Annotated in this window: 14 protein-coding genes; 11 read left to right on the forward strand and 3 right to left on the reverse strand. The window is 39.3% G+C overall.

What is annotated here, in order from left to right:
• The first annotated feature begins 7 nt into the window (after nucleotides 1-7).
• The 8 genes from CH365_RS13385 to CH365_RS13420 all read left to right on the forward strand — a co-directional run bounded on the left by CH365_RS13385 (nucleotide 8) and on the right by CH365_RS13420 (nucleotide 8,683).
• Nucleotides 8-1,135 (forward strand): glycosyltransferase family 4 protein, encoded by a 1,128-nt coding sequence (locus CH365_RS13385; RefSeq protein WP_100769081.1) that lies wholly within the window; start codon nucleotides 8-10, stop codon nucleotides 1,133-1,135.
• Nucleotides 1,136-1,146: 11 nt separating this feature from the next.
• Nucleotides 1,147-1,752 (forward strand): LIC20162 family protein, encoded by a 606-nt coding sequence (locus CH365_RS13390; protein ID WP_100769286.1) that lies wholly within the window; start codon nucleotides 1,147-1,149, stop codon nucleotides 1,750-1,752.
• Nucleotides 1,752-3,137, forward strand: coding sequence for a hypothetical protein (locus CH365_RS13395; protein ID WP_100769082.1), 1,386 nt, complete (start codon nucleotides 1,752-1,754; stop codon nucleotides 3,135-3,137). Before CH365_RS13390 ends, CH365_RS13395 begins: the two co-directional genes overlap by 1 nt.
• A 63-nt stretch (nucleotides 3,138-3,200) precedes the next feature.
• Nucleotides 3,201-4,709, forward strand: coding sequence for an MBOAT family O-acyltransferase (locus tag CH365_RS13400; RefSeq protein WP_100769083.1), 1,509 nt, complete (start codon nucleotides 3,201-3,203; stop codon nucleotides 4,707-4,709).
• A 7-nt stretch (nucleotides 4,710-4,716) separates the two neighbouring features.
• Entirely contained in the window at nucleotides 4,717-5,880 is a 1,164-nt protein-coding gene (locus CH365_RS13405) for a hypothetical protein (protein WP_100769287.1), read from the forward strand.
• A 2-nt stretch (nucleotides 5,881-5,882) separates the two neighbouring features.
• Nucleotides 5,883-7,280, forward strand: a complete 1,398-nt coding sequence (locus tag CH365_RS13410) for an MBOAT family O-acyltransferase (RefSeq protein ID WP_100769084.1) — start codon at nucleotides 5,883-5,885, stop codon at nucleotides 7,278-7,280.
• Nucleotides 7,281-7,283: 3 nt separating this feature from the next.
• Nucleotides 7,284-8,354: a DUF1574 family protein gene (locus CH365_RS13415; protein WP_100769085.1), complete on the forward strand. Its 1,071-nt coding sequence runs from the start codon at nucleotides 7,284-7,286 to the stop codon at nucleotides 8,352-8,354.
• The gene (locus CH365_RS13420; RefSeq protein ID WP_100769086.1) at nucleotides 8,351-8,683 is read left to right on the forward strand and encodes a nucleotide pyrophosphohydrolase; all 333 of its coding nucleotides are present in this window, start codon (nucleotides 8,351-8,353) and stop codon (nucleotides 8,681-8,683) included. Before CH365_RS13415 ends, CH365_RS13420 begins: the two co-directional genes overlap by 4 nt.
• A gap of 2 nt (nucleotides 8,684-8,685) precedes the next feature.
• Here the strand turns inward: CH365_RS13420 and CH365_RS13425 are convergent, their stop codons facing one another.
• Together CH365_RS13425 and CH365_RS13430 are read right to left on the reverse strand one after the other, a co-directional pair.
• Nucleotides 8,686-9,084 (reverse strand): ExbD/TolR family protein, encoded by a 399-nt coding sequence (locus CH365_RS13425; RefSeq protein WP_100769087.1) that lies wholly within the window; start codon nucleotides 9,082-9,084, stop codon nucleotides 8,686-8,688.
• A 6-nt stretch (nucleotides 9,085-9,090) separates the two neighbouring features.
• Entirely contained in the window at nucleotides 9,091-9,567 is a 477-nt protein-coding gene (locus CH365_RS13430; protein ID WP_100769088.1) for a MotA/TolQ/ExbB proton channel family protein, read from the reverse strand.
• Nucleotides 9,568-9,678: 111 nt separating this feature from the next.
• Between CH365_RS13430 and CH365_RS13435 the strand changes: the two genes are divergently transcribed.
• The 3 genes from CH365_RS13435 to CH365_RS13445 all read left to right on the forward strand — a co-directional run bounded on the left by CH365_RS13435 (nucleotide 9,679) and on the right by CH365_RS13445 (nucleotide 13,901).
• Nucleotides 9,679-10,410, forward strand: a complete 732-nt coding sequence (locus tag CH365_RS13435) for a ubiquinone/menaquinone biosynthesis methyltransferase (protein ID WP_100769288.1) — start codon at nucleotides 9,679-9,681, stop codon at nucleotides 10,408-10,410.
• A gap of 59 nt (nucleotides 10,411-10,469) precedes the next feature.
• The gene (locus CH365_RS13440) at nucleotides 10,470-12,464 is read left to right on the forward strand and encodes an LruC domain-containing protein (protein ID WP_100769089.1); all 1,995 of its coding nucleotides are present in this window, start codon (nucleotides 10,470-10,472) and stop codon (nucleotides 12,462-12,464) included.
• 84 nt (nucleotides 12,465-12,548) lie between these two features.
• Nucleotides 12,549-13,901, forward strand: coding sequence for a PrsW family glutamic-type intramembrane protease (locus CH365_RS13445; protein ID WP_100769090.1), 1,353 nt, complete (start codon nucleotides 12,549-12,551; stop codon nucleotides 13,899-13,901).
• On the opposite strand, the gene CH365_RS13450 is transcribed toward CH365_RS13445, so the two are convergent.
• On the reverse strand, nucleotides 13,884-14,558 hold the full coding sequence (locus CH365_RS13450; RefSeq protein WP_100769091.1) for an HAD family hydrolase: 675 nt from the start codon (nucleotides 14,556-14,558) through the stop codon (nucleotides 13,884-13,886). The two genes, CH365_RS13445 and CH365_RS13450, sit on opposite strands and share 18 nt — an antisense overlap.
• Nucleotides 14,559-14,562: the final 4 nt, after the last annotated feature.

The following is a 14,562-nucleotide window of genomic DNA, read 5'->3' on the forward strand; positions in this document are numbered from 1 at the left end:
TAATACTATGCTAAAAAAGGAAAATTTAAAATACAAACCACGAGTTGCTGTAGACGCAAGACCCTTGTCTTATGGGATCACTGGGAATTCCAGATACCTCGCAGAAGTTTTGCAAAGACTTTTGCGTCCGGATTCCCCTCTAGAATATTATCTTTATTCGAATAAACCTATTCATCCTGTTTTCAATCATCTGATAGGACTTACTCCTACATTTATTCCTAGCAAACTTCCGGGAGCCTTATGGCTGAACTTCACCATACCTTCTTTGGTTAAAAAGCATAGAATAGATCTATTTTGGGGCACCTTACAATTACTTCCTATATTCGGATTGAAAGTTCCTACATTAGTAAATTATCATGATCTAAATTTCAAATCCGCTCCGGAGACAATGACAACTGCAAATTATTGGCAGCATAAAATTTTATCTCCGATCACTTTAAAAAAAGCGGATAAGGTACTCTGCCTTTCTCAAAATACGAAGAATGATATTCTAAACTTTTTACCTAAGTTAGAACCAAAATTAGAAGTGGTCTATCCGGGAGTCCAAGGTTTTGGATCCGTGTCCGCTCCTGAAAAAACTCTACCCAAAAATTTCTTATTCTCTGTCGGAACACTGGAACCCAGAAAAAATTTGAACACTCTTGTAGAAGCGTACCTCTCCTTAAAAAAAGAAGAGCCCAATTTTCCTTATCCTTTAGTTCTCGCAGGAAGATTAGGCTGGAAGTCGGAAGGTCTGACCTCTCTTTTAAAAGAAGGTGGTTTGGAGAAAGATGGAGTTTACTTTATAGAGAACCCGGACGACTCCAAGCTGGGTTGGCTCTACAAAAATTGTTCTTACTTTATCTTTCCTTCTTTGCACGAAGGTTTCGGCCTACCATTACTTGAAGCAATCCGGGAAAACAAACCTTGTATCGTTTCGGATATTCCTGTGTTTCACGAGGTTTTGGATGAGTTTACAGATTCATTCGTTTCTCCTAAGAATTTAGAGGCTTGGAAAAACGCACTTTCCCTTGCCGGTAAAAAAGGGATCTATGGCAGAAAGCCGAGTAGAAACGATTGGTCTTGGGATTCCACAGCAAAGCTAGTCGAAAATTCCCTCGTAGAACTTTGGAAATCAAGAAAGAAAAACTCCTAGGCTATCAAAGTATGAACAAATCCAGTAAATCCAAATCCGTATGGTGGAATTGGGAGAACTCCAATTCGGAAGTTAGGTCTTCTAAGATTAAAAAAAGTAAATTAAGGATCAATTATATACCTCCTTTCTTTGTGATCTTAATTTACGGGGTATTCTTATTCTATTTATTTCCTGTTAAGACCTTAGTATCTACCTGGATTTTTAAATTTGTAGAATTGTTACAAATCACCAAGGTATTAAAACTTTCTCTTCTAACTGATAAAAGGTTGTACGACTATACTGCACTTTTTGTGATCTCTTATATCGCGTTCGCTTTTTTCCTAGATCTGGTCCGGTTTTTGCGGAAAAACCTATTTCAAATTTTTGTTACAGAAGAAAATAGACTAGCAGTTACTAAATGGGGGCTTTTAGGAAAGGAAACCATTCGTTGGAATCCGGACCAAACAGGCTTACAGATCCATCATAAGTCAGGATGGTTTCGTTCACTCTTAGGTTTGGAAAAATTATCTTTCAGGATTCACCTCTCCGAAACTGAAAATTCGGTGCTTGCGGAGTCTCCTTATTTCTTCTCCAAACATAATCCGGAATTTTTATCCTCCGTGTTCAGATCCGTTTAATGCTCAAACGTTCCCTGGAAAGCCTAGCGTTTCTCAAAAGAGCTGAAAACATATTTCGTTCTCCTTCTATTTGGACCGGCTTTCTATTTCTGGTTTGTTTTACTGGGATTTTATTTTTATTCGATCTTAGATTTTTATCCAGGCATTATGATTGGGATTCCATCGTATATACTCATAATATTATTACGAACAAATACTGGAAGGTATTCTTCAATCCTCACCATATCGGTTTCGAAAGTACGGGATTATTGTACTTAAAATTTTGGTATTGGTTTCATGGGCCGGACTCCGCAATGTTCGGGCTTAGGCTGAGAGTTTTAGTAGTCGCTTCCTTCTTCATTTTTATATTGATGCTGTCATATTGGAGATTGTATAAGGATATGATCGGCGCTGTTCTTTTGGGACTTGCAGTTCATTGTTCTCAAGGATTTTGGTTTTACGCCCAACATAATGATACTCCACTTATCCATTCCTGTTTTACTGCTGCATTATTTTTACTCTGTGTCTGGAATTCTAAGAACGGTTGGTCTCCTGGAAAACTATATATCGCAGGTTTTCTACAGGTTTGGAATGTTTATTATCATCAATCAGATACAATTTTTCTGACATTCGTTCCTGCTTCCGTGCTCCTTGCTGATAAATGGAGAGGGAGAAGTTTTGAATATTCTTATAAACTAAAATTGATCTTTGTATATTTATTCTCCGTCGTACTGATCCTAACACTTTCATATTTGTATGTCGGGTTTATACTTTTGGAAAGGAACTTGACTGCTCCTACCGAAAGTGAAAAGAATTTTGCCAACTGGTTATTCTTATACGCTTCTCAAGAAAGATGGGGGGCTTCACCTGGACCTAAAAATTATATCATAAATTTTTATAGAGGGATAGGAGATGCTTTCTTAAATTTCGAAGGAATTAAGAACGGCCTCAGAGTTAATACAAACGATTTTACATCTCTCAAAAGTTTTCCTTATAATTTAAACCTAGGGTTCTGGGTTGGAGTTTTATTCTTGGCATTCTTAAATTGGATCCGTCTTTGGAAGTTGTATAAAACAGAACTTATTCTTTTATTCTTTTGGCTGATCCCTTCTTTCGCATTTTATACATGGTGGGAAGGTTATTTTTTCGAGTTCTGGGTCTCTTCTGTGATAGGACTTCTGATATTTGCCTCTTTGGTATTCCGTTCTTTGGAATTCGAGAACTTCAGATTTGGAATACGATCCATCACTCATATTATTTTTTTCGCTTATGCAAGCTTACTTTTTCTAGTGAATTTTACTTATTCCACTCTTCCTAGATCCGAAAGATCCCATAAAAGTTTTATAGAAGGAATTGAAGATAAGTATGAGGATATCACTCCTGAACCGGTGTATCGAAACGAGTAAATAAGTGCTTGTGGGTTTCCCTCAGTCCAAAAAACTGCACAGGAGTCGAGGACAAACGAACGAATGCTGTTCAATTCAGCCCATTTTCTCGTATTTTTGCCAATCGTTTTGATCCTGGCAAAGATCCTAAAAGGTACATACCAAAGGGTTTTCCTTCTTCTTGCCAGCCTCTACTTCTATAACGCTTGGCATCCTGCATCAATAGTTTGTAACGATATCAGAACCTCTACTTGGTACGAGAACTGGATCGATCTATCCTTCTGTAATTTTAATATCAACTTATATATCATCATCTTGATCGTTTCGATGATCGTAGACTACGTCGCGGGAAGATTGATGAGTGGAGAAGGAGTCTCCGAAAAATTCAGAAGGCTCTGCTTGATCGTTTCCTTGATCACAAATCTTGGAATCTTAGCTTATTTCAAATACACAAACTTCCTTTTAGAAGTTTTTGCGGATGTATTCAATCAGATCTCTTCAGGGGAACCCCTTAAGATACAACATCTTAAAATTATTCTGCCAGTCGGTATTTCCTTTTATACATTCCAGTCCATGAGTTATACTATAGATGTGTTTCGCAGGAACTTGGAAGCTCGTAAGTCCTTCTTGGATTTTGCACTTTATGTTTCCTTCTTCCCTCAATTGGTAGCAGGACCTATCGTTCGTGCTCATACTTTCTTCAGGGATTTGGATGATACCCCTAAAGTCACAGCCGAAGATGTCCAGATTGCGTTTGCGCAAATCTTGATGGGCTTTACTAGAAAGATAGTATTCGCGGACAATCTGGCTAAGGTAGTAGACTTTACATTCACTAATTATAAAATTCTAAACCCTGCAGAGATCTGGGTCGGAGCATTAGCTTTTGGCTGGCAGATCTATTTCGACTTTGCAGGATATACTGATATTGCAATCGGAACAGCAAGACTTTTCGGATACAAATTCGATCCGAACTTCAACTTCCCGATGGTTGCAAGAAATATCGCAGACCACTGGTCTCGTTGGCATATCTCCTTCTCCACTTGGATTCGGGATTATATTTATATTCCTCTAGGCGGTTCGCGAGTAGGAGTTTTAAAAGGATACAGAAACCTTTTTATCACCTGGTTATTCGCAGGTATCTGGCACGGAGCTGCTTATCATTTTGTAGGATGGGGACTCTGGCAAGGAATCATGCTCGGAATCCATAGGGAATATTCTAAAACTAAAGTTGCCGCATGGTTGAACGAAAGAGGAGGTTTAAGCTATGATATCGGCGCTAGAATCTTCACTATGTTCTGTCTTTCCTTCGGGTTTATCTTGTTCCGCGCAAAGACGATGGAAGCTGCGTGGGCAATGATGAAATCTCTTGTATTTGCAGTGCCTAACGGGGTCTATTCCGTTAAAACATTCATAAATTACGATTACGGAATATTACTCGTGATCTGTTTTATTCTTTCCTATTATTTTTCCCGAAACCCTATCGAGACAATTGTGGAAAACAAGAAAAAGTTCGGGGTATTCGTTACAGCGAATCTATTTATCATTCTGTTCTTCGGAGCGGGAGGTCAAAACTTCCTGTATTTCGATTTCTGAGGTGAAAGTGAATCCGTATATCAGTTTGATCCGTCAGAGAAGTTTTTGGATACCGGTTTTAGTCCTAGCCTTATTCGATCTATGCCTGCAAACTGGAGTTTACAGGCCTTATCTTAAAAAAGGATCCTTTGCAGCGAACGTTATTCGAAATACCGATTACGTTTTGGAAAAGAGGGCAGAATTCGAGCCTACGATACTCCTCCTTGGGACCTCAGTCGCCCACCAAGGTCTTTCACTAAAAACATTAAACGAAACTTTGGAACCATATGGAGAAAAGATCCAATCCATCGCGATGGAAGGAACCGAGCTCGTAGTGCAGGATGCGCTTGTACGTAACCTTCTTCCTAAATTCCCAAAAGTACATACTGTTTTGCATATACTCGAGATCTCTACTCCATGGGTAGACCAAGAAGATTTACAAATCCATACCTTAGCGATGTTAGGAGAGTTGGATAGAAGGTTAGCTTTTCCTTTAATTTACGAATTCAATTATAATGTGCGTTATGATGATCTTGGATTTTTAGCATTTAAGAGTATCGCATACAGAAGAGATATCAGAGATTTTATTCTAGATCCTTCCAAACGTTTGAAAGATATCAGCAGAAGGAAAAAAGAAGCCAAACTCACTCCTTGGCCCCATGAAAACACAAATCTTCCGAGTATTAGCATGTTCCCGGAAGTGATTGATATCAAATCCTGTTTAAAGATCACTAATCCTGGGAATGGGGCCGCTGCTCCTGCAGGCTCGGACCAATTTCATAAAAAGGCGATCTGGGACACATGCGGCTTAGGAGCAACAAAAACTCCTGTGAAAGTAGAAAGAACCAAACAAGTGAACAACTACTTCCATAGATTAAAAATTTTGCATAATGATATTCGCCAAGTTGGTTTAGAGAACGGGCAGAAGATCAAGATCATCGGAGTGATTGCACCTTATAGTGAAATCATTAAAAATTGGAGAAGCCCGGACAGAAACCGTATCTGGGAAGAAGAAATCGCCAAAATTGATCCGACAACTGTCCTACTCGACTACCAAGCTAGCTTAGATGGGAAGAATAACGGGGACTATTATTACGATCTGATCCATTTGAATAAGGCAGGAATGGAAAAATTCTCCGCAATATTCTCCGCTGATTTACCTTCTATCTTAGGACTTACACGGAAAAAATAAAGATGATATTCACCTCCACTTTATTTTTCGTATTCTTTCTGATCGTTTATGTTCTGTATTGGTCTTGGGAAAGTCGTAAGTACAGAGAATGGATCCTTCTCATAGCATCTCTGGCATTTTATGCATCTTGGAATCCGCCCTTCCTTCTGCATCTTATGGGGATCGTATTCCTAAATTATCTTTTTCTAAAGCCGATCGCTAAGACAAAAAGTAAAAAACTTCTTACAATTATCGTTTTAATAGATCTGATCAATTTAGGAATATTTAAATACTTCTATTTCGTTTCAGACAATCTTTTCTACGTCACAAAATTATCTTTATTCGATACGAGCACATTTTCATTCAGAATCATTCTTCCATTAGCGATCAGCTTTTACACATTCCAGGTGATGGCGTTCGTAATAGATGTGTATCGCGGAAAAGTAGAAGAACTTCCGAACTTTTTTCATTTCACTTTGTTCTTATTATTTTTTCCTCAATTGGTCGCAGGACCTATCATGAGGGCAAAAGATTTTTTTCCTAGATTAGAACATTTAAGAATTCATAAAACAGCAATCTACACCGGACTATTTTTGGTCGGCTTGGGAGCCTGTAAAAAGATCTTAATCGCTGACAACTTAGGAAGTTTGATCGATCCTGTTTTTTTGAGACCAAAAGAATACGGAAGCGGATCCTTACTCTTAGCAACCATCGGATTTACCTGGCAAGTGTATTCGGACTTCTCCGGATATACAGACGTAGCAAGAGGTTGTGCTTTTTTATTCGGGTTTAATATTCCGAGAAACTTTAACGCTCCATTTTTCAGTAAAAATATCCATGAACTTTGGAGAAAATGGCATATCACTTTGGGAACCTGGCTAAAGGATTATATCTATATTCCTTTAGGCGGAAGCAGGATCTCTGAGTTCAGAACCAATATCAACCAAACGATCACATTCGCTTTAGGAGGTTTATGGCATGGAGCCAACTGGACTTTCCTAGCCTGGGGACTTTCTCACGGATTGTTTTTGTTTGTGGAAAGAACCTTGGAAAGAAAAGGAATCAGGATTTTACCCGAAGCCGGAAAATTTTTCACTGGGGTTCGCATCTTTTGGACATATGCACTATTTACTTTTGCGGCTGTGTTCTTTCGTTCCTTTAATATAGGAGATTGTTTTTATATTTTCGAAAGCTGGTTCTATCATATACGTCCTGAACAAACCAATACTCTTTCTTTCAATCTAACGATCCCTTATATTATAGGCGGAATTATTTTCCATGCTGCGGAAGCTCCGGCACATTATCCTCTTTGGTTCCAAAGAAATAGGACCAAACTTTTACTTGCCTTTCTTTTGATCGGAGCTTTGATCTTCGGCAACTATGCTGGCAAGGGACAAGATTTTATCTACTTTGCATTTTAAATTATGAAAAGAATTCCTTTGTTATATCGCAAAATTCTTTGGATCCCTCTCGGAGTCGCTGCCCTATTAATCGTATGGGATAGACTACTTTCTTCCGAAAAAATCAGACCTTATACTGAAACAGGCGCAGAATATTATTTTTATAATATGAAGGATAAGGTTCTTTCTACCATGAAGAAAGAAACCGATTCAAAAACAGATGACCAAAAGGTGCTCACATTCTTCGGGACCTCTCATATGGGAGAATTTTCCTTAGAAGAATTTAAAAAAGAAAGTCCTGGCCTAATCGTATATAATCTTTCCGGGCCTTCTGCACCTTATTCTTTTCATAATTTCACTTTGGAAAAACTTCTTAAAAAAGAAATCCCCTTGGACTATGCGATCTTAGAATATTATCCGGATTCAGGAACGGATTTTGCGAATAGATATCCATTACGTTATTCTTATGATTTTCCTTTTTTCTTAAGATACTGGGATATATTTTCCACAAACGAATGGGACAGCTTTTTAAAAGCGAGAGTTTTCAGAACCTCGGTATTTCCACCACGATTCAAAGAAGCATTTTCCAGGATTAAAAATCCGGGAGAAGTCCAACAACTTGTATTCATTCGTGACATTCTAATCAATGAATCGGACAAGTTTAAGGGAGGGATCCCGAACGGACTTTTGGCAAATACCCCGGAAGATAAATTAGGTTCGGAATCCGAGAGGATCTTTAATGAATCTTATAAAAATTTCAAAAGTTCCAAGGTCCAAGAATACTTCCTTAGGAATTTTTTAAAAACTGCAAGAGAAAATCATATTAAAGTAGTCTTATGGACTCCTTTATTGTATTCCACATTCTCTGAAAAAGTCAGATCCGCCGCATTCTTCCAAGAATGGATATCCCTAAGAAATAAATTGATCCAAGAATATCCCGAAACTTTGGTATTAGATATGGAAGAATATCGTTCCAGAATGAAATGCCAAAAGTTCATTGACCCACATCATCTCAGTGGTGGGTGTTATGCGGAACCTACTAGATTTCTAGTGGAATTTTTGCAGGAAAAAGGGAATCTTCCTAAAACAAGATGAACTTCGACGAAGCCCAAAAGACGGTAGATGATTGGATCAACACCATCGGGGTTAAATATTTCTCGGAACTTACAAACCTTGCCATCTTAATGGAAGAAGTGGGAGAATTCTCCCGACTTGTAGCCAGAAAATACGGGGACCAATCTTTCAAAAAGGGAGAAGATCCTGAAGGTTTATCCAAAGAATTGGGAGATATACTTTTTGTCCTGACCTGTCTCGCCAACCAAATGGGAATTTCTATGGAAGAGGCTTTTAAGGCTACTTTGGAAAAGAACACAACTCGTGACAAGGATCGCCACAAGAATAATCCTAAGTTAAAGGATCTTTAATATTATTTTTGACCTTGCACAGCCAATTCCAGGGAAGAAGCCCCCGACCTACTTAATAAATCCAATAATTTTACAATCTCTTCGTAATTTGTTGTCTTGTCCGCGAAAAATCTAACTTCTTTTTCTTTGACTATCCCTTGTCTTAATTTCTCTTCCAAGCCGGCTTTTTGCACTTTTTCTTCTCCGATTCTGTAGGTCCCATCAGGTAAAAGTGCAAATTCCACTCTTTCTCCTTTAGGATCTTCTCCCTGTCCTACTTTAGGAAGTTCTAATGGAATAGATCGGATTTCCTTTCGAAAACTCACTGCCAACATTACGAAAACTAAAAGTATAAATACTACATCTATAAAACTGGTTAAGTCTATTCCCGGATCTTCTTCTTTTAGGATCGACTTTCTCATACGATTTTACCTAGGTGGGATCTTTAGCCAAGATAAGGCTTCTCTTTCTAAATCTAATAATCTATGTTTTAAAAATTGGAATCCGAATAAGGAAGGGATTGCGACGAACAAACCAAGGATCGTGGTTACCAGTGCGAGTTTAATCCCGCCTGCAAATGCATCCAGACTAACAGTCCCTGCCGCTTGCAAAGAAGAGAACGCCTCTGAAATTCCGAGTACAGTCCCTAAAAGTCCGAGCATCGTCGAGATCCCTGCCAGATGTTTCATCCAGGAAAGTTTAGTTTCTATGGGAAATAATACTTCTGATAGTTTTTCTTCCCAGATGGATGGATTGTTTTCGGATAAGAAGTTTTGTTTTAAGGATTCTTTTCTTTTGGGAAGAATGCTCCATACATGGATAAATGTTCCAAGATTCCAAACGGAAAGAAAAATGATTAGGCTTGAAACCCAATCCAATCCTTGCAGAAAGCCTAGGTCTTTCATCGTTTTTCCAAAATACGGGGACTTCTACTTTCTGTCATCCGAACAAAAATCCAAATCCCTCTTGCGCCTTAGGGATTCGTCAAAATCCTGAGGGAAATGGCCTCTTTTCAAATGCCTTCCTCAGATACGAAGGCCGATTTCGTTCGAGTAAATTTCAACCGGATCGCTTCCAAGTACGATCGTTTCAACGATTGTAGTAGCTTCTTCCTACATAGATCTTGGAAGAATAGACTGGTACAAGAGATCGAAACTGAAACCAAGGGGCCCATCCGAGTTTTAGATCTTTGCTGCGGAACGGGAGATATTTCCATCCGTCTGGAAAGATCCCAAAGAGTGGAATCTTTACTAAGCCTGGACTTCTCCGAAAGTATGTTAGAAGTCGCAAAAACAAGACTCGAAAAACCGATCAACCAAGGTAAAGTCAAGATAGAATGGGGAGATGCCACCAATCTCTCCCATATCAAAAGTGAAAGCCTGGACGCAGTCAGTATTGGTTTCGGTTTAAGGAATGTGAACAATATAGATAAGGCATTATCAGAAATTTATAGAGTTCTGAAACCCGGTGGAGTATTCGCCAACCTGGACGTGGGAAAAGTTAAAAATCCTTTTATAAAAGCATTCGCAGATTTTTATTTTTTCAAGATCGTTCCCCTTTTCGGTTATGTACTCTGGGGAGGCAAAAATGAGATGTTCGATTATTTGCCGGTCTCCTCTCTCTATTATCCGGACCAAGAAGGTTTAAAATCCAAATTGGAACAAACAGGTTTCGAAAAGGTAAGATATACCAATTTTGTATTCGGGAATAGTGTGCTTCATATAGGAAAAAAGCAGAGTAGACCGTAGTACCAACCCTTTTCACCCCGTCTCCTTAAGGTAAAGAGATTAGAGTGGGGTTACCCTTCATGAAAAAGTTCCTAGCCCTGGCAATGATTGCCGGGTTCGTTTATAACTGCGGCCATAAAAAGAACGGCCTTCTATTACCGTTTTTTTTCTTAGGAAGCCAACACACCGCAACCGGAGGAGTTCCGGGAAATAGTGGTAGCCCTGGAGTGATATTTGTTCCAGGAGATGGCTCCGGAAATCCTGTTACCCCACCTGCAGACAATACGGATAATAGTGGAGGTTCAACCACTACCCCATCCGATTCCAATTCTAATTCGGGAAGTGGTAGTTCGAACAGTGGATCCTCCGGTTCTAGCGGATCTTCTGACCAAACTTCTTCCAATTCAAATACTTCAGATTCTTCTAATACATCCGGATCTTCTTCCGGAAATTCAGGAAGTTCTAATGATTCCAACTCAGGATCTAGTTCTTCCGATACTGCAAGTAATAGCGGTTCTTCCAGTGGAAGTAGCGGCTCTGGATCTTCCGATTCAAACTCTAACTCGGGGTCTTCTTCCGATTCTGGAAATAATACTGCATCCAATGGAAATTCCAGCTCTAACGATTCTTCTAGTGGTTCTTCGAATTCTTCCTCATCTTCCGGAGACTCCGCTGCTTCAAACGGGTCCTCTAATGGCGGAAACTCAGGATCTTCTGAAAGCTCAAACACAGGTTCAAATTCAGGAAGCGACTCCAATACAGGATCAGGATCCGGCGATTCTTCCGGAACTCCTACAGTGGCTGTAGTAGTGGTAGAAGATCCAAAAGGAGAACCTACTTTTAACTATAATACTACGATCAATATTCCGTTAAATCTTACCGTATTGGATAAAAAGTCCAATGTGGTTTCCGGAGCTACGGTTCTAGTGTATGATGAGAATAATAATATACTATTCCAAGGTGTTTCCGATTCTTCCGGAAAAGTAACTGGAACCTTAACCGTTCCGACCTCCGTTGGAAATATCACAATAGATATTTCAATCGGTGGAGAATCTATCTCCCAATACATCAGTTTGGAATCAGTTCTGGGTATCAACAGAACGATCAGATATGAAGTCAATCTTCCAAGTACTCAAATTGTAGATACGGACGGAGACGGAGTTCCTGACGATACTGATATTTATCCGAACGATGCAACTCGTTCCACAGAAGTTTCTTATCCTGCCGAGGGAGTATTCACTGTTGCTTATGAGGATCTTTATCCTTCTGCAGGCGATGCAGACTTAAACGATTATGTGATCCAGTTTAAGAATAAAGAAGATCTAAATTCTTCCGGAAAGATCGTAAGACTGAAAGGAACTTACCAACACGTTGCAAAAGGTGCTGGTTACAGACACCAATTGTATATCAAATTGCCTGTGGATGTAGGTGCTTCTATCACTTATAAACTGACCCAAGCGGACGGAAAGGTAGAAGTTGCAACGAACACAGTAAGTGTAACCGCTGCAAACCTGAAATCGGGCTATCAGATATTCGATGATTCCAATAAGACCATCCGAGGGCAGAACGCTCACCCTGGAGATGTGTTTAAGCCTGGATTTATCGCAACTGTGGAGATCGTATTCAATGCTCCTGTAGAAAGAGCGAAGCTCGGATCCTTCCCTTACGATCTGTATGCGTATGTGATCAATACCAAACAAGAAATCCATTTCCCTGGATTGTATAAGAACAATAATGGAACGGATAAGTATCTGGATAGCACAGGATTCCCTTGGGCGATCTTGGTTCCAGGAGCTTGGAAATATCCTTACGAAAAATACGATATTAGAAAAGATTCTGAAACAGGATACTCGGAGTTCAATCTATGGGTAGCTTCCGGTGGAAAAGAATACAAAACTTGGTACTATGATGTGACCAACGAGTCCAAAGTATTCCCTGTTCCAAGTGACAGTAGCCTACTCGGTTATCTGTTTCTTTCTGTGAAAAAATTTGCGATCTTCTATGCGATGGGATTAGTCATCGCAGGTGGAATTGCGGTTTATTTCCTGAGAAAAAAACAAGGTTTAGCCGCTTAGAACGCACAAACCCCGCTTAACAAATATTGCGGATTGAAAGGCGTCGCTTAAAATTGTCGGGCGACGCCTTTTTTATATAAGCGAATGGAAAACTGGATCTTATTAGGCAAACCGATCTCTGCAATTCTCGCCGCATGGTTTTATTGGGACTTTTACCGTAAGACCTATTACTCCGGACAAGGAAGCACGTTCACAACACTTGCATTTTTTTATGGAATGATCGCAACCGGGATCGCTCTCGCATGGGAAGTAGGAGTATTCGATTTATTCCAAAATTACCCGATATTCTCCAAGGCAATGCTTGTAGGAGCAATTCCGGAAGAAACTTCCAAAGCAATTCTTATCTTTCTATTCTTAAAACAGTTAAAAAATTCTACGAACCTTGCGGATGGATTGTATTTCGGTCTGACATTAGGAGCCTCTTTCGGCTGTATAGAGAATGTATTCTATTCTTTTAAACTGGATTTCTGGCAGGGACTACTCAGAGCCGGAACCTCCTTACCATTACATACATTTTCCGGAGGTATATTAGGATTTTTTATTTTAAAATTCCTGCAATCTAGGAGAGGGAATTTTTCCGGACTAGACCTCATCTTTACATTTTCTTTTTTAGTAATCCTTCACGGATTTTATAATTTTCTACTCATACAAGGAGGACTAGGCACAGTATACATCCCATTAATCCTGGGACTTTCTTTTTTAACCTTAGAATTATTGGTCGTCCAGGCAGAAGTTACACTCCCCTTCGAGTTATTACAGGCAGAAGATCTGTACGTGGATGATTATTCTATGATCCGCAAATTTTCCAGATACGATTCTTGGTTGAGAGCTGCCCAATCCAGGGAGAATATAAAAGAAATCCCTTTATTAAGAGATCTTTCTACAATCAGATCGTTTATCTCCGTACTTCTTTTCGGAGTTCCAATCTTCTGTTTGAACTTCTATTTATTCGTTCCGGAATGGATCCCTTATTATCTAGCAAATATCACTTCTTTAGAATTTATCACATTATTTATGGAATATCCCGCCTGGTTAGGATTTTTGTTCCTACTCAGAGGTATGATCAATCCTTCCTTCTTCCGAGAAAGGATTTTGAAAATCCCATTATTTCTTTCCGTGAATTTGGGACCACAAGGAGACGAGGAACCTAGTCTTGCCTATTCACTTTCTAGAAAAGGTTTTTATTCTCCGGTGATTAGAGAACCGGAACTAAATCTAGAAACCACTGTTTCCTTCTATATAGCCGGAAGAAATTTCGAAAAGATACCGGTAGTTCCTGTTTGGAAAAATTTCAGACCGGAAGATCCGAATCATGAAAGCGGCGCTCTGTATAGATTTCCTAAGATCCCTTGGGGACTTTTAGCTTGGAGATGGTTTATACGAATTAAACAACAGTTGAGAAATACGTTGGATGCGTTTTCAGTAATCAAAACTTAGGATAGCCGATAAAACAGAAAGTTCGTCCGAATAATCTCGAAATACATGACGTATTTCCCGGTCCTTCCATTCCGAAAGAAGTGTGGGATCGTCCGAAATTCCTACAAATCCCAGACCTAAATTTTGAGCGGTTTTAGAATCCCAGATCCCATCGCCAAAACAAATCGTTTTGGAAAACTGTTTAGAATATTTTTTATGGGATTCTGCCATTGCAAACTGAACGATAGATTCTCTTTCATAAAAAGAAGATGCAGTTGCCAGCGGTGCATCCAAAGGAAGACCACAATATTCTAATTTTAAGAATGCAGGTTCATAAAAAGATCCGGTAGCATACGCGAAGGGAATTCCTTCCGATCTTAATTTTTCCAGAAAAATTCTCGCGCCCGAAATTTCTGAAATTCCATTTTGGAATTTTTCTTTTATGTTTCGGGTTAATTCTTCTTCGAACTTTTTAGAAATTTCTTCCGTCCAGCCATCTTTATAGGAAGTATAAATCTCTTTGAATATATGGGAATCTGTATGATGTTTATACTCTTTTACCTCGGAACTTAAACCGGGTAACCCGAAAGAAACAAGAACCTCATGGAAAGCTTTTCTGTGTAAAGAAACAGTATCCGTTAAGGTCCCGTCTATATCAAATACGACCAGAACTGACATTCAA

Source organism: Leptospira neocaledonica, from assembly GCF_002812205.1.
In the GTDB taxonomy this organism is placed as follows: domain Bacteria; phylum Spirochaetota; class Leptospiria; order Leptospirales; family Leptospiraceae; genus Leptospira_B; species Leptospira_B neocaledonica.